The following is a 16,015-nucleotide window of genomic DNA, read 5'->3' as shown; positions in this document are numbered from 1 at the left end:
GAAAGATCGCCCCTCGGTTGCCTCATTCGGACAGCGTCTCCAGCATCTCTGCAACCGCCGGGGAGGTCGGCAACCCGAGCCGGCCCATGGCGGCTTGTCCCCGACGGATCATTGACAGTGCCAGGCTGGTAGATCCTCGACCTGCCAGGAGCTTGGCACCCCTCAAATAACGAGCCTCGTCGTAGGGGTCGAGTTCGATGGCGCGCTCGATGACCTGTAGAGCCTCGGCGATTTCACCACGCTTGCTCGCGTCCATCTCGAGGGTGTCGAACAGCGAAAAGTACAGCCGGGCGAGGCGTTCACGGGCCGCGGCGGCCCAGTCCGCGTGTCGGTCGACGGGTAGCAGTTCACCCGTGTAAAGCGATATCGCATCCCATGCCATCTCCGCGGCGTCCACGACGCCGGATTCGACGGCCACGATCGCCTTGATCGCTGTTTCCTCGAAGACATGCACGTCGACTCGGACACCGGGGGCCAGTCGGAGTGTCCGCCCGTCCCGCACGACCAGGGGCCCGCAGGACGTCCTGATCCGATGGACAACATTGCGCATGCGTGCACGACCGAGGCCCGGCTGGGCGCCGGGCCAGAGGATCTCCTCCACCTCTTCTGCCGGAACGTGTCCTTTGAGCGCCACCACCTTCAGGAGGGTCGCGGCCAAACCGTCGCTGATGCGAACCGGCCGCCCACTGGTTCGCACGGCGAACTCGCCCAGCATCGCCACCTCGGCGAACCCTGCCCGGCCGTAGCCCGGTTCGAGGAGCGACTTGGCCCCGAACGCCTCGTCGAGCACGATCACATCGACTCCCGTCAGGCTCCGGTTGGCTCGCGTTTGGGGCTCGCCTGCCAGCAAGAAAGCAATCGGCTGCTCCTCGATTCGTCGAGCCACGATTCCGAACACATCCAGAGTGAATCTATCCAGCCAGTGAGCATCATCGCCCACGACGGCCACCGGCCGATCCTCCGAGAGTCGGCACAGCTGCTCGAGTAGGACCAGGCCGGCCCCTAGCGGGTCGTCCCACGCAGGTCGGCCGGGGGACCTGGTCGGGGCGAACCTCTTCAGGCGACGCTGCAGTCGGGACAATCCGGCGGAAGCCAAGGTGCTCTCGACCTCTATGCCGTCGACACGCAGGACAACCATGCCCCCGACAGTGGCAAGTGCCTTCTCGAGGAGAGCCGTCTTGCCGTTACCAGGTTGCCCCTCGATGAACAGAGCTCCGCCCTGCCCGTGGCGGGCCTGCTCGAACAGCGATTGCACGCGCGCGAGTTCCGCTGCGCGGCTCACCGTCTGGGATGAGGCTATGCCCACCCGATGATCCAGATTCATGCCCCTCTGCTGCCCTTGCTCGAACTCGAGGGGAAGTCCCCCGACCGAACCCATCGGGTCGGGAGGTTATCAGCTGAGCGGGCCGCCTCTAAGGAACATCTGAGATTTGTACGCGCCGGTGGCCCCGCCCCCCTTGTCAGGGGAACGGGGCCACCGATCGAGTTGAGCTCGGTTGCTAGAAGCCGGACATACCGACGACCGGGGCGTTCAGATGCTGACCACCCTTGGAGCCGAAGTACCCGGCATCCCCATAGTTGAAGATGCCACCGTCGGAGGCCGCCAGCCAGTAGCCACCCAGATCAGGCGCCGCCATGCCCACTACAGGCTTGTTCAATGGCGACCCGCCGTGCGAGCCGAAGAACCCGACGTCACCGAACCTGAAGATGCCACCGTCGGAGGCGACCAGCCAGTAGCCACCCTGGTCGGGGGACGCCATGCCCACGACCGGGGAGTTCAGGTGTTGGCTGCCCTCGGAACCGAAGTATCCGGCATCACCGTGGGTGAACACCCCTCCGTCGGAGGCGACCAGCCAGTAACCGTTGCCACTTGCTGTGACCGCCATGCCAACGACGGGTTTGTTCAGCACCGTGCTGCCTTCGGAGCCATAAAAGGCGGCTCCTGGTCCGAAGTTGAACACGCCACCGTCTGCGGCGACCAGCCAGTAACCCATGCCGTTTGGTGCCGCCGCGATCCCGACTATTGGGGCGTTCAGGTGCTGGCCGCCCTTGGAGCCGTAATAGGTGGCGTCACCGAAGTTGAACACACCACCGTCGGAAGCGACCAGCCAGTATCCCTTGCCGCTGGGCGTCTCTGCGATGCCGACGACCGGGGCGTTCAGATGCTGACCGCCCTTGGAGCCGTAGTACCCGACGTCGCCGAAGGTGAAGACTCCACCATCGGAGGCTGCCAGCCAGTAGCCGTGCGGTAGCACGGCCGGGCTCTGGTAAGCACCGGCATCACAACCGGTGACCCCCAGGATGCTGGTCGGGCGGGCATCTCCACGCTGGTCGTAGCTGCTCGGGCAGCTATTCGCCACCTTGATGTTGACAGCCGGGCTGTTGACCGGCAGTGCCATCGTCTCGGTGGGCCCACCGTTGTCGGCCAGGGGCTCGACGTTGGCGTTGACGCCCGTGTTGTCACCCTGCGATTGAACGCCGCAGGTTGTATCCGACACCACGTTGTAGCCCGCGGATCCCAACGGGAGGCCGTCACCGGCGCACTCGACGGGAGTGTCGCCAGAGAGGATCGAGTAACCCGCCGTGGCGGTCCACTCGTCGTCGATGCCACCCGCACCGGTGGAAGCCGTGTTGGAGGCGACCGTCACCTCGGACATGTCGAGGTTGTAGTCGTTGTAAATCGCACCACCGGAACCGTTGGTCACCGAGTTACCCGTCAGGGTGTCGTTGGTCAGCGACGTCAACCATCCGTCGTTGTAGATGGCGCCTCCCCCACCGTTGTCAGCCGTCGTCCCGGGAGCGGTGTTGCCCGAGAAAGTCGAACCGGTGATATGGACGGCCTCGTCGTAGTCATCCACGTAGAGGGCTCCCCCCCAGTCACCGCTGTCAGCGGAGAAGCTGTCATTCGTCAGTGTGAGCTGCTCGTAGCCAGCTTCGTATATGGCACCGGCACCGTTGTATCCAGGGTCGCCTGTGCCGCTGTCGTTGGCCAGGGTCGCACCGGAGATGTTGGTGACTTCGGGCTCGTCCTGCTCGTCGACCAGGGCGCCACCCCAACCACCGCTCGAGGAGCTGGCGGTGTCATTGGAGAGAGACCCTCCGACGACCTTCAGCACGCCTCCGTCGTTGTAGATACCACCGCCGTACGTGGCGCTGTTGTGGTCGACGGTCACATTTGACAGGGTCGTCGTCGAGTAGTTGTCGTAATCGTAGATAGCTAGGGCACCACCAACCCCATAGGGAGCCTGGTTGTTCGACAGCGACCCTCCGGTCATGTCGAAGCTGCTGTACTCGTACTCGGGGTAGAGATATACACCGCCCCCATCGCTGTCGGCGTAGTTGTAGTCGACGGTCGTGTTAACGAGGCTTGGTACGGCGTAGCCGCCCCAAATGCCGCCTCCTTCGCCACTGCCGTCGTCGCATGCAGCGTTACCGGACATGTTTGAGTTGGTGATTGTGAGTCCCGACTCGTAGTTGTAGTCGTTGAAGAAACCACCGCCGTATTCCGCGACATTGCCGTCGATGGTGAGTCCGTTAAGGGCGATCGTGCCGTTGTAGCTGCTGTCCTCCAGATAGAACCCGCCGCCCTCGTAGCTGGCGGTGTCGGAGGACGCCGTCCCGCTGGAGCACGATGCGGTAGAGCTCGGGGCGATGGCGGATCCGAGCGTGCCACCGTTCCACGTGAGGTTGCCGGAAACCTCGTAGGCATAGACCCCGCCGCCGTTATAGGCGGTGTCACCGGAGGCGGAGACATTGGTGAAGTGAGCGCCGGCGGTGAAGTCGATGTTGATTCCACCACCTTCGTCGGAGGCCGTGTCGTTGTTGGCCGTGACGTTGGACAGGATATCGCTGTAGTCGTCGATGTAGATGCCGCCGCCGTCGTAGGACGAGTCATTCGAGAAGTCGTTGACAAAGCCCGGCGACGAGTTGAGCGTGACCGTGTACGCATCCTCGTACCAGCCTCCGCCCTCATTGCTCGCCGTGTCATGGTCGGCCACGACATTGGTGAGAGTGGCGGAGTAGTCATACTCGTAAATGCCACCACCGCTGGCGGCCGAGTCGTAGTTGGCGGTGACGCCACTCAGCTGGGTGTCGTAAGTGTCGAGGTAGAGACCTCCGCCGTACTCGCTGCTATAGCCGACGCTGTCGTAGTTGGCGGTGACACCCGAGCCGGAGAGGATTCCCTCGAAGTCGGCACCGCCACCGTAACCGGCGTAGCTGTAGTCGAAGGTCACGTTGTTGACCAGGACGTCGCTGCCGCTGTGGGCGTACAGACCCCCGCCGTCATAACTGCTCTCAGTGCTGAATGTGTCGTTCGACAGGTAAGCAACGCCGTCGACATAAGCACCGCCGCCGTCACTGCTGGCGTAGTTGTCGAAGAAGTTGTTGTTGTCGAGCTCAACCGGGCCGTTGCTGCCCTGGTAGACGCCGGCGCCATTGGACGTGGCGCCGCCGACCAGGCTCAGGCTGTTGATCTCGCTGAGACCGCTGTTCGACGACGTGTCGATCGAGAAGATGCTCCCGTCGCTGGAAGCTGTGGTCGAGTACGCAGACGACCACGTGGGAGTGGTGTCCTGTGAGGTCACGACGCTGAGAACCTCGGCCGCGGACGGTGCGGGCGGGTTCGTCACATTTGCAGCCTGGACCTTAACTGGCTGGCCGGCGGGAAGGCTCTGACCAGCCGCCAACGTGAGGACCACCTGGTTGTCGGTGCTCGAGCCGGGACCCGCGGCTGGAGCAGCCGAGGCGAAAACCGCAGAGGGGGTGCATCCGGAGCCGGAGCACGCCGTGTAGTCGGTCGCGGTGCTGGACGTGAAGTCGGTTCCCGCAGGAGCTGTGATCGTTACGGTGTCCGCCGGCGTGGCGTCACCGGACAATGCCGTAGCGGGCGTGAAGTTGACCGTGTAGGTCGTCCCGGTCGCCTGAGCGGCCAGCGAGCTCGTGCTGGCCGAGACTCCGGTGACCTCGCCGCTGGCAGCGACGATGCTGTAGTCGATCGACGACACCGGGGTCGTGTCCGCGCTGGTCGCAACGGTCAGGTTCGCAGGCGAGGTCGCCGTCGGGTTTTGCACCCCGGGGATCGATACATGAAGAGCCTGCGCCGGCGGCACCTCGGGGTATCCGGTAGCCGGGGTGAGCGTCAGCGTGGCGGTGGAGCCGCTGTTCGAGCGGCTGACCGACGCGACAGTCGGGCTGAAGTCGCTGGAAATCTCGTCCGTCACCGTATAACCGCTCGCTGGCAGGACCGTGCCCGCCGGAGCGGCGATCGTGATCGTCGAGGAGCCCGGAAGCGCGCCACCCACCGAGGTGGTGAAGTCGACGGTGTAGTCACTTGTGGCGCTGTCGGCGTTGTCCGTCTGGGAGACCACCGGAGTGGAGACCGCGCCAGCGGGCCCCGCGGGGTCGGAACCCTCCGGGATCGCCACGACCGTCCCGGACGCGTCACCGCTCGTCGGTTCGACGAGGGTGCCGTTGGGGTTGGTGAGGCTGAGGGTCCCGTACACCAGCTGGTAGAGACCGGGTGCCAGCTTGATGACAGCGGCCTGGACGGTCGAGCTGTCGTCGGCGGCCGCTACCGCGTCGCGAAGGGTGCAGGGCGTCGCACTGCCTGACGCGCAGTTGGCCGCAGTGCCTGAAGCGTCGTCAGCAAAGGTGTTCACCGTGAAGACGACCGGATTGGTCGTCGCGAAATTCATCTTCGACGAGGCCGTGATCACACCCGCCTTGTTGGCCGGCGAGGTGTGCCTCGCGTTGAACGCCGTCTGGCTCCAACCCGTCCCCGAGGAGGTGGGCTTGGTCGGCGCCGGCGCGGGCTTGGCGGTGTGCTTCGCCGGATGCGGCGCCTTCGAGGCCGCGCCACCGCTGGTCGCTGCGGTGGAGGCGCTGGCTGCGGTGGTCTGCATCGCGCCCAACACACCCCACATCACGAGCGATGTCGCTGCCACCACCCGCCAACTCCAAGCGCGAAAACGCGGCGCCTCGGCGTTACGCCCGCGCCGCATAACGCCTCCACCACGGCCCGTCGTTCCGGGCCGACCCTGGTCACTTGACATTGCTGCCCTCCTCAGTCGAGCCAGGCTCGAACTTTTGTCCACACTCGATGCAGAACATGTTCACTTCGTCGAGGCTCCGGATCGCTCTTCGCTCACCGGACACAACTTCTTCCATCTCTCCTGTGATCCGGCCTTCCGCCAGTTCCTCCGCGCGAAGTCGCAGGACAAAAGACACGATCACGTCGGGACCTTAAGAACGCGCTGTACCGCTGGTGTACCAGTGGCGTACCAACGCCGTACCAATCCGCAGGATTGCTGCCGTGTAGTTCGCCCGTTGGGTTCGCGTTGGGTTTGGGTTCGCGTTTCGCTAGCCGGCGGCCAGATCAGTGATGTCGTTCTGCATCGGACGACCCCTCAAGTAGAGGTCGAGGTTGATCTCGAACAACTCTGCCTGGCGGCCGTAACGACCGGTACCTCCGGCAGAGTTGTGTGGGCTCACTCTCACGGAAGGGTGTGTCCAAAACGGGTGGTCGGCTGGCAGCGGTTCGGTCGCAAAGACGTCGAGGACCGCCGCCTCCGGGACGCCCCGCTCGAGGGCCGCCAGCAAGGCGTCCTCGTCGACCAGGCTTCCCCGCGCCACGTTCACGAGCAGGGACCCGGGTTTCATCGCATTCAGGAAGGCGGGGCCGACGAGACCCTTCGTCACCGAAGTAGCCGGCACGGCGAGCACGACAACATCAGCGTCGGGGACGACAGATACCAGTTCTGCCAGCCGGACAGAGCGGTCGACAGGATCCGTGGGTTCGGGATGTCGCCTACAGCCGATGACCTCAGCCCCGAAGGCTCTCGCTCGCCTTGCAACGCCGCCACCAATCGATCCGAGTCCGATCACCAGCCAGGTGGTGCCGCTGATCTCCCGCCAGTCGTGTGTCTTCCAACTCCGTGCCGCCTCCGCGTCCCGCCAGAGACCGGCGGCCTGGAAGTGGTCGAGCACCGCGCGCATCACGAACTCTGCAATCGGGACGCCGTTGACGTGCGCGTTGGTGATCCGTACACCTCGTCGAGCCATTTCGCCGAAGATGGGATCGTCGAATCCCGCCGCCGGCGACTGGAACCACTTCAGCGACGGCGCCCGCCGGATCAGACCGAGGAACGAACGGATGGGCGATCCTTCTGCATACAGGTCGGAGGTTCCCCATGCGACCTCGGGGTCCGCCGCGTCCCGGTCGACCGTGTCTCCGGTTTCCGTACGCAGCCGTCCGTCTTTCTCCATGATCAAGGCCTCGACCGCCGGCCGCGACAACTGCCGCCAGAAGCGTTCGTACGCGACCGACGTCAGGAGCACTCGCACCCGGCGAGACTAAGCCAAGGTCCTGGCTGCGGATCGCCCGGTCAGAGTGGCCGTCGCAGTTCTGCCCAGTTAGCCTCCCGCGCATGACACGTGCTGTGGTCCTGGGTGGAGGTGGTCCGGTCGGAATCGGGTGGGAGGCCGGACTGCTGGTCGGTCTCGCGCGGAACGGCGTCGACATCGCCGCCGCGGACAGGATCGTCGGAACGTCGGCCGGATCGGTCGTGGGGTTCACGCTCGCATCCGGAGGGGACCTGACTGAGGCCAAGGAGCTCGTGAACCGGGCCAGCGAGGGCGGCCCGCTCGCGGGCGACAGCGACCCCGCGAAAGCGGCGCAGGATCTCGAGATCCTCCTCGCCACCGTCGCCGATGCCGCCGCCCACCCCGACGAAGCGGAGGAGATCCGCTCTCGCCTCGGGAAGATGGCTCTGGCAGCAAGCACCGTCGACGAGGACCGCTGGCTGGCCGGCTTCGCCGACTTCGCGGGAGCCGATTGGCCCGAAGGCTTTGCGTGCACGGCGGTCGACACGGCTACAGGTCGTTTCAAGGTTTGGGAAACGGACTCGGCCGTCGACGCACAGCTGGCGATCGCGTCCAGTTGCGCGGTGCCGTGCGTGTTCCCACCCGTGACCATCAATGGCAAGCGCTGGATGGATGGAGGGCTGCGCGACATGCTCAACGCCGATGTGGCCGCGGGTGCGGGCACGGTTCTAGTCGTCTCTTGCACAGTCCTCGAGGTCCCCGAGGGCTTCGCGATCCCCGGTCTCGACGCCATGCTCGGCGCGACCCGCGCGCAGCTGGACATGCTCCGTGACGGCGGGTCTGAAGTCGAGTGTGTCGTTCCTGGCTCCGAGATGCTCGAAATCAGCGGGTGGGGCATGAACCTGATGGACTTCGCGAGCACGGGAGCGGCATACGAGGCCGGGCTGCGCCAAGGACAAGCGGAGGCTTCCCGCCTCGCCGGCTTCTGGACGAGCTGACCGCCATGCCCGAGCTCGACCGCGACGGCGTCGCTATCCATTACGAGGTCCATGGCCCCCACGCAGGCGAAGCCAGGGGGCCGGCGCTGCTGCTAAGTCACGGCTACGGCGCGACGACCCAGATGTGGAACGGAAACCTTCCGGCCCTCGCCCGGGACCGGGTAGTGGTCACCTGGGACATCCGGGGGCACGGCAGGAGCGATTCGCCGGACGACCCAGCCCTCTACAGCGAGGAGCTTTCCGTGCAGGACATGGCGGCCGTCCTCGACGCCGTGGGCGAGCAGACCGCCGTCATCGGCGGGCTCTCGCTTGGCGGGTACCTCTCGCTGGCGTTCAACATCCGCTACCCCAAGCGGGTCACGGCGCTCGTCCTGTGCGACACGGGCCCCGGCTACAAGCGGGACGAGCCGCGAGAGCAATGGAACGACACGGCCCGCCGCCGCGCCGACCAACTCGACACGAAAGGTCTTGCCGCGCTGGGCGAAAGCGCAGAGGTCCGCGACAACCCGCACCGCAGCGCGCGTGGTCTGGCGCTCGCCGCACGGCACATCCTCACCCAGCGCGACCCCAGCGTCATCGAGTCGCTTCCGACCATAAAGGTTCCGACGCTTGTGCTGGTCGGCGCGGACGACAAGCCCTTCCTCACGGCAGCGGACGTGATGGCGGCGAAGATCCCGGGAGCGACCAAAGCCGTCATCCCCGGAGCCGGCCACGCCGCCAACATCGACCAGCCCGAAGCATTCGACGAGGCTGTGCTCGGCTTCCTCGCGACGCTCTGAGCCACAAGCCCGACGACCTCCCCGCCTTCTGTTCGAAGCTCGTCGAGGTATTCGCGGGCAAGGCCGGCATCAAGGAGGAGAGCAAGACCGGATAGCGCCGCCCGGGTGACGTCCCGGCTAGCGTCTCGGCCATGGGGCTCACAGTCGTAGGAGCCGGGCTCGGCAGGACCGGGACCCACTCGTTGAAGATCGCGCTCGAGAAGCTGCTCGGGGGCACCTGCTATCACATGACGGAGTTGTTCCCGAGGCCGCAACACATAGCGCTGTGGCACGGAGCGATCAGGGGCGAGCAACCCGACTGGGAAGCCATGCTCGAGGGGTTCACCGCCGCGGTCGACTGGCCGGCGGCAGCGGTGTGGGATGACCTGCACAGGGCTTTCCCGGATTCGGTAGTGCTGCTTTCGGTCCGCGACGACGCCGCGGCGTGGTGGCGCAGCTTCTCCGAGACGATCCTGAAGGTGATGCAGCGCGGGCCGGGAACCGCGGACGACCCCTGGTTCGCGATGTCGGTGGACATGCTCGACAAGTTCACCCCGTCCTACGCTGACAGAGACGCCGCCATCGCCGCGTACGAAGCGCACAACCAAGCGGTGCGCGACTCGGTCGAGCCGCGACGCCTGATCGAGTGGAGGCCGGCGGACGGTTGGGGCCCGATCTGCGAGGGGCTCGGTATCGCCGTTCCTGACGAGCCTTTCCCTCACGTGAACACCACCGACGACTTCAAGGCGATGGCTGGCCTGTAAGCCGTCCAGTCGGCACCACCCGTCCCCCGCCACCCCGTCCCGCCGGCCGTGATACCGGCGCAGGCGCCAGCCGTCTAGAGTCTGGTGCCGACGGAGGCAGGGCGGCTGCAGCCGGAGAGGGGACGCACAACGATGAGAAGCAGGATGTTCACCCGGCCGCTGGCAGCTGTCGCATTCGCCTCGACACTGCTCGCAGGCGCCACCCCTGCCTGGGCGGCCAACCACGGCAAGCCCGGCGGAGGCGGTGGAGGTTCGGCCCAACCGGCCGGGATCGACGTCTCCTACCCGCAATGCCCGGGGACGAGCCTCCCGTCCGGCGAGGCGTTCGCGATCGTGGGAGTGAACGGTGGCCTGGCCAACGACTACAACTCCTGCCTCGGTGCCGAGTTCGCCTACGCCCAGCAGTCGGCGGGTGGGACCAAGCAGGCTCTGGCGCAGCTGTACCTGAACACGGCCGACCCCGGCAACAGTGTGGCCGACTGGCCGTCACCTACCCAGCTCGGCGCCTATGCGAGCGCGTCCACGCCCGATGGCGATTGCGGCTATGCCTCAGGCCCCTCCGGCCCGGGCGCGAACAGCCCAGCCTGCGCGTACATCTACGGCTTCGACATGGTCGCGGGCATCGCCTACAGCGGCGGTGACATCGTTGGTGATCTCTCCGACTTCAACTCCGTTACCGGAGGTCGCCTCTTCAACTACCCGGTATGGCTCGACGTGGAGACGGGCAACAGCTGGCAGAGCAGCTCAGTCCCCGACGGCCTGGCGATGAACATTGCAGACCTGCAGGGCATGGTCGACGCGGTGAACGCGGCCGCCCAAGCCGCCACTGGTTCGCCGGCGCACCAGATCGGCATCTACTCGACGAGCTACCAGTGGAACCAGATCACGGGAACGCCGACAGGTGCCGCGGCGGGCAACCTGGCGAGCCTCCCCGACTGGGTGCCCGGCGCGCGCGGGGAGAGCGGCGCTGTGTCGGACTGCTCGCTGGCGCCCTTCACCGCCGGCGGGGTGGAGATCACCCAGTGGGCCGGCCACCCCTACGACGGCGACTACTCCTGCATCGGCTGAGTCGCCCCCAGCACCTCAGCCGATGCAGGTAGCCGGCGCTACTCGGGAAGAGTGCACCCGCTCGTGCCGGTCGTGCTTCCGACCGAGTAGTTGTTGGTCGGGCCGCCGGCGTCGACTCCCTGCAAGGACGCCACCCCCGCCCCGGTCGGGTTCGGAGGCACGCCGACCTCGATGTAAGTAGCCCCGGCCGGCTGGCTGAGCGTCGCGCCCGCCGGCGGGTTGCCCACGTTCTTGAGCGGGACGTCGATCTCGACCACCCCGTCCTTGCCGAGCTTGAAGCTACCGGTGTCGGTGTTGGCGGCCTGGTACTGGTTGCTCGAGCCGACCTTGTTGACGGTCCCGTCGTCGAACGTCGGCGCCACCCCCGGTGCCGGGCCGATCTGCGCCTGGGCGAAGTACTCGGTGCCGTTGTAGGTCCAGGTCATGTACCAGTCGGCGCCGGTGGCCCCGGCCGGCACCGTCTGCGACAGGTTCTCGACGGTTAGCTTGACTGCGAGCGTCCCGTTGGGTCCGGGAGCCATGTCACCCTCGAGCAGGGTGAGCTGAGGGTCGCTGTTGCCGAACAGGTCGGTGGCGGTGTGGGCTTGGCTGATCCACAGCGCGTTGCAGCTCCCGGTCGACGGGGGCGGTGGCGGCGTCGGGCTGATGTTGTTGACGGGTTTGGTGTTGCCACCGTCGAGCGTCTCCATCAGGTTGGTGACGTCCGGTACGCCCCAGCCCGACACGTAGTCCCAACCGGGAGCCGCGTGGTAGACGCCGTTGTCCCCGAGGGTGACGTCGAAGAAGTCCTTCGCGTAGTCGGTGGCGTTCTCGGCGGTCTTGTAGATGAGCGGGTCGGCGAAACCGAGACCCGGATACGCCATCGTCCCGTCAGCCTGAGTGGCCCCAGGCGCAGCCGCCTGGATACGGCTCCACATCCCGACCCACAGCGGCGAGCTCAGGCTCGTCCCCGCCCCCCCACCTTGGACCAGCGCTCCGCTCTCGTAGATGTTGTAACCGTTGTCGCTGATGTCGCCCGACATGGCGGCGACGTCCGGCGCACCCCGGCAGATCGTGCCGGGCGCGAACGGGCTTACGGTGTAGTCGGCGACGCACGGAACGTTGATCGCGCTGACACCCTTCTGGAAGGCGGGCTGCGCCTGGAACAGGGCGGCGCCCCCGCCGGTGAATTCCCACGCCCGCTCGATCGCGCGCTGCGGCGGGGTGTTGCCGTCGGACCACAAGACGGTGCCTCCGACACACACCGCGTAGTCGCTGGCGCAGGGGTAGTTGTCGAGCGGCACACCCTGGTTGGCGACGCCGTTGCCGGCGCCGACGACCGGCAGCACGATGGCCGGGCAGGACGACCCCGTGTCGCCGGCGGACGCGAAGAGGGTCTGGCCCTGGGTGGTCGCCTCCAGCAGCGTCGCTTCGGCGACAGGCTGGAGGTCGTCACCGAGCTCGGATCCGTAGGGCAGCTGCGCGAGCGGCCCGGTGACCGGGTTGGTCGGGTTGGTCTCGCACTCCCCGAAGGACGCGTTGGCCTGCTTGTCGATGTTGTCGGTGACCCACTTGGTGAAGAGGCTCTCGACCGACGCGTCGTACAACGAGTTGGCGAAGTACAGGTCGACGTTGTAGAGACCGGGCGCCACGCCGGTGCTCGACTGCGTGTCGAGGTCCCACTCGACCTGACCCGAATTGTCGCTGAACGGGCCGGCTCCCACGTTCTTCACGGTGACGGGAACCTGGGGCAACTTGTAGTTGTTCTCGAAGTCGCGCAGGTCGGAGATGACGTTGTCGGTGCGGCCCTCGCCGAAGATGGCGAGGCTCTGCCCCTGGCCAGTGTCGCTCGCCGGCATGTCGTAGACCGACCACATGTCGGACGGGCCGTAGGTACACGACGGCAGGCAGCCAGGCACCGACGGCCCCGACGCGGCCGGGACCGCGGCGCCCGCGGGCGCCTTGGGAGTCGAGAACCGCTGGAGGGTGTTGAGCCCTACGACAGTGAGGATCGAGTCGCCGGCGGGAACCGTCGGCGCGGTGGTGTTGGCGACAAAGGACACGCCCTTCACCGAGTACGAGTCGATGCTCGTGGAGAACAGCTTGTCGAGTTGCGCGACGGTGCCCGACGCCGCCACCCAGTCACCTGCTCCGGTCGTCTGGGTGATCGTGAGACCACCCGATCGCAGCCAGGACACCACACGGTCGTATGTCTGGGCCGGAACCCCGAACATGGAGTCGAACTGCGCCGGGGTGAGGAAGTGGTGGTAGTTGGGGCTCGATGGGTCGTACTCCGACTGTTCGTACGTCTTGGCGCCGGCCAGGTTCGGCAACGACAGCCCCACACCGATCTGCAACACCTGCCCCGCCGGCGCGGCCCCGGTGGGTGCCAGCAGGTTCAGGCCCGGCAGCACGTCCACCGGCAGCTGCTCGACGCCGGAAGGGGCAGAGGGCAGGCCGACCGACGCCAGCGCCGGCAGCGCCAGCCATCCGCTCAGGCCGACCGCCACTGCCGCCGCGAGCAATTTTCTCACGCCGATCTTCCGCCCACGCTCCTCGAACACGCCGCTGCTCCTCCTCGCACCGGCCCCAGGCAGGTATGGGTGCATTGAGCGGAATTTCGTTATAAAGACCGACTTTTCCTGCCTAGAAGGCCAACTTGCCCGCCACCGCCTGGTTGGCTTCGGGGTTGGAGGACTGCCCGGCGCAAGCGGGCGACGACCCGCCGACCGGGCCTGGACACGAAGCCGCGAAGCTCGCCCACGGCGTTCCGGCCGGTGTGATGTCCATTCCTATGTAGTCGTCGCGGGCCGCCGGTGGGGCGCTCGTGCGGACAGGGTCCGAAGCTGCGTTGAGGGCGGACCCGTAGAAGACGGGGTTGGCGTCCAGCGCGTCGAACGTGACGCTGAGCCAGGCAGGGATGAGCGGCGACGGCCGGAGGGGCGGCCGTTCCGCCGGAGTAGTACGCGGCGGCAGTGAGCGCCGAGTCGCAGCCCGGGCCGGCGAGGTCGGCTTTCGCGGGGCCCTCGGCCGCCCAGGCCAGCCCCGCCACCAGAGCCGCCGCCACTCCGATCCGTGCAAATCGCCCAAAACCCATTGAACGTTGTGTTCGCCAGGCCGGCGGTCGGCTCCTTTAAGGAAAACCACGCTGCCTTCGCCTCCTGCACTCCAGGCGGTGGTTCCAGCCGCCGATTCCGCTCAGGTGCGAGCGCGGTTGATGCTCAAGGTGGTGACGCTGTTCGTGCTGCTGATCTGCACGGTCATCGGTGCCCGCTCCTGCAACTCGTCCAGCCCCGCCTCCCCCCTCAACCCGGGCAACGTCGCCCGCAACGGGATCAACAGCGTGTGCGCCAACCAGCAAGCGGTCGCCGACGCCGGCGGCGGCTCCGCCAGCGGCATCCCGGCTGCGGTGCAGCAGCAACTCGGGTCGCTCGTCGGCAGCTCGCTTTCCTGCCCGACGACCACGACCGACACGCAACCGTGAGCGCGCGCACCTCTTTAGTGGACGGCGCGCTCCTTCCCCTCCCAGTAAGGGGCGCGCAGCTCGCGCTTGAGCACCTTCATCGCCCCGGAGAGCGGTAGAGGCTCCGCGCGAAACTCGACCTGCTTGGGCACCTTGTACCCGGCGATCCGCTCGCGGGCCCACTCCGTTATGGCATCCCCGTCGAGGTCCGCGCCCTCCTTCGGCACGATGATCGCGAGCACCTCCTCACCCCACTTCTCCGACGGCACGCCGATGACCGCGACCTGCGCCACGCCGGGGTGCGACGAGATGGCGTTCTCCACCTCCGCCGAGTAGACGTTCTCCCCGCCCGTGACGATCATGTCCTTGACCCGGTCGACGAGGTAGACGTAGCCGTGGTCGTCGATGTAGCCGGCGTCGCCGGTGTGGTACCAGTCGCCGGCGAATGCCGCCGCCGTCTCATCGGGGCGGTTCCAGTACTCACGCATGTAGTTGCCCGCACGCGCGCAGACCTCGCCCGTCTCACCCGGTGGAAGGAGGTTGCCCTCCTCGTCCTGGATGCACACGACCGAGCCCGGAAGCGGCCGGCCAGCCGAGCGCAGGATGTCGCCGCCCCTCCGGTGCTCGTCGGGTCCGAGAGCGGTGAGCAAACCGCAGTTCTCGGTCATCCCGTAACCCTGGAACAGCGCCATGTCGGGGAAGAGGGAAAGCAGCCTCTCGACCAGTGCCGTCGGCATCGGCGAGGCGCCGTAGGTGAGGACGCTCAGCGAGGCGAGACGCTCGGGTTTGAAACTCGGGTGGTTCAAGAGCATCGAGATCATCGTCGGGACCATCACCGTCATGGTCACCTTGCGTGCCTCGATCACGTCGAGCACCGCCGGCGGGTCGAACAGCGGCACGAACGTCGTCTGGCCGCCGACCGCGGGGATGGCGAGGATGGCTCCTAGCGACGCTGCGTGGAACATCGGGGTCTGGTGCAGGTAGACGAATCTTTCGTCCATCCCCCAGCGGGTTGCAACCTTGTAGAGATCGAGCATCAGTGCGCGGTTGTCGATGACTACGCCCTTGGGCAGTCCCGTGGTACCTCCCGTGTACATCAGGATCGACGTGTCGTCCTCTTCGGGCTCGGAAGGAAGCACGTCCTCGCCCGCGCCGACGACCGACTCGTAGTCCAAGTCGTGGGGGACGTCGCCGGCACCGATCAACACAATCTTCTGCAACCCCGCCTCGGCCCTCACCTTGTCGATCAGGGGGGCGAAGAAACCGTCCGCGAAGCAGACCGTCGCGCCGGAGTCCTTCAATATGAAGGCGAGCTCCTTGGCCGCGAGGCGCAGATTGAGCGGGTTCAGGATGCTTCCCGACAGCAGCGACGAGTGGTACAGCTCGAGGTACTGGTGGCCGTTGAGTGCCATGACCGCGAAGCGCGAACCTTTGTCGACGCCGAGTTCCTTACGCATCCCGGAGGCGAGCCGGTTGACCCTGCTGAGATGCTCGGCGTAGGTCGCGGTGAAGTCGCCGTCGAGGACCGCCGGCTTGTCCGGGAAGCGGGCCACGGCGGGCAGCAGGTACCGGTGATAGACCAGCTCTTTCATGGCTTCTTGCCTCGCAGCACTCGTCTCACCGTCCTAGGATCCGTTCTCGCTCGATTGAGCATCCCATAGA

12 protein-coding genes are annotated in these 16,015 nt (G+C 66.5%); 5 read left to right on the top strand and 7 right to left on the bottom strand.

The window, feature by feature from the left end:
* Positions 1–22: 22 nt before the first annotated feature.
* The 4 genes from VNF71_03415 to VNF71_03400 all read right to left on the bottom strand — a co-directional run bounded on the left by VNF71_03415 (position 23) and on the right by VNF71_03400 (position 7,344).
* Complete coding sequence (locus VNF71_03415; GenBank protein HVA73592.1) at positions 23–1,282, bottom strand: AAA family ATPase; 1,260 nt, start codon at positions 1,280–1,282, stop codon at positions 23–25.
* Positions 1,283–1,499: 217 nt separating this feature from the next.
* A complete protein-coding gene (locus VNF71_03410; protein HVA73591.1) occupies positions 1,500–5,945 on the bottom strand; it encodes a choice-of-anchor Q domain-containing protein in 4,446 nt (1,481 codons plus the stop codon).
* 97 nt (positions 5,946–6,042) lie between these two features.
* Positions 6,043–6,234, bottom strand: a complete 192-nt coding sequence (locus tag VNF71_03405) for a hypothetical protein (GenBank protein ID HVA73590.1) — start codon at positions 6,232–6,234, stop codon at positions 6,043–6,045.
* 126 nt (positions 6,235–6,360) lie between these two features.
* Positions 6,361–7,344 (bottom strand): D-2-hydroxyacid dehydrogenase, encoded by a 984-nt coding sequence (locus VNF71_03400; protein HVA73589.1) that lies wholly within the window; start codon positions 7,342–7,344, stop codon positions 6,361–6,363.
* A gap of 83 nt (positions 7,345–7,427) precedes the next feature.
* Between VNF71_03400 and VNF71_03395 the strand changes: the two genes are divergently transcribed.
* From VNF71_03395 to VNF71_03380, 4 genes are all read left to right on the top strand, one after another.
* On the top strand, positions 7,428–8,321 hold the full coding sequence (locus VNF71_03395) for a patatin-like phospholipase family protein (protein ID HVA73588.1): 894 nt from the start codon (positions 7,428–7,430) through the stop codon (positions 8,319–8,321).
* A gap of 5 nt (positions 8,322–8,326) precedes the next feature.
* Positions 8,327–9,100 carry an alpha/beta fold hydrolase gene (locus VNF71_03390; GenBank protein HVA73587.1) on the top strand — a complete coding sequence of 258 codons (774 nt, stop codon included), beginning with the start codon at positions 8,327–8,329 and terminating at the stop codon, positions 9,098–9,100.
* A 131-nt stretch (positions 9,101–9,231) separates the two neighbouring features.
* Positions 9,232–9,843 (top strand): sulfotransferase, encoded by a 612-nt coding sequence (locus tag VNF71_03385; GenBank protein HVA73586.1) that lies wholly within the window; start codon positions 9,232–9,234, stop codon positions 9,841–9,843.
* A gap of 132 nt (positions 9,844–9,975) precedes the next feature.
* Positions 9,976–10,911 carry a hypothetical protein gene (locus tag VNF71_03380; GenBank protein HVA73585.1) on the top strand — a complete coding sequence of 312 codons (936 nt, stop codon included), beginning with the start codon at positions 9,976–9,978 and terminating at the stop codon, positions 10,909–10,911.
* Between the two features lie 38 nt (positions 10,912–10,949).
* On the opposite strand, the gene VNF71_03375 is transcribed toward VNF71_03380, so the two are convergent.
* Together VNF71_03375 and VNF71_03370 are read right to left on the bottom strand one after the other, a co-directional pair.
* The gene (locus VNF71_03375; protein HVA73584.1) at positions 10,950–13,454 is read right to left on the bottom strand and encodes a S53 family peptidase; all 2,505 of its coding nucleotides are present in this window, start codon (positions 13,452–13,454) and stop codon (positions 10,950–10,952) included.
* An 82-nt stretch (positions 13,455–13,536) separates the two neighbouring features.
* Entirely contained in the window at positions 13,537–13,980 is a 444-nt protein-coding gene (locus VNF71_03370; protein ID HVA73583.1) for a hypothetical protein, read from the bottom strand.
* An 85-nt stretch (positions 13,981–14,065) separates the two neighbouring features.
* Between VNF71_03370 and VNF71_03365 the strand changes: the two genes are divergently transcribed.
* The gene (locus VNF71_03365) at positions 14,066–14,374 is read left to right on the top strand and encodes a hypothetical protein (protein HVA73582.1); all 309 of its coding nucleotides are present in this window, start codon (positions 14,066–14,068) and stop codon (positions 14,372–14,374) included.
* Positions 14,375–14,388: 14 nt separating this feature from the next.
* Here VNF71_03365 and VNF71_03360 read toward each other — a convergent pair whose 3' ends face one another.
* Positions 14,389–15,945, bottom strand: a complete 1,557-nt coding sequence (locus VNF71_03360) for a long-chain-fatty-acid--CoA ligase (protein ID HVA73581.1) — start codon at positions 15,943–15,945, stop codon at positions 14,389–14,391.
* Positions 15,946–16,015: the final 70 nt, after the last annotated feature.

Source organism: Acidimicrobiales bacterium (assembly GCA_035533095.1).
Classification (GTDB): domain Bacteria; phylum Actinomycetota; class Acidimicrobiia; order Acidimicrobiales; family Palsa-688; genus DATLUM01.
The sequence above is the reverse complement of the archived record's forward strand: the minus strand, read 5'-3'. Positions and strand labels throughout refer to the sequence as shown.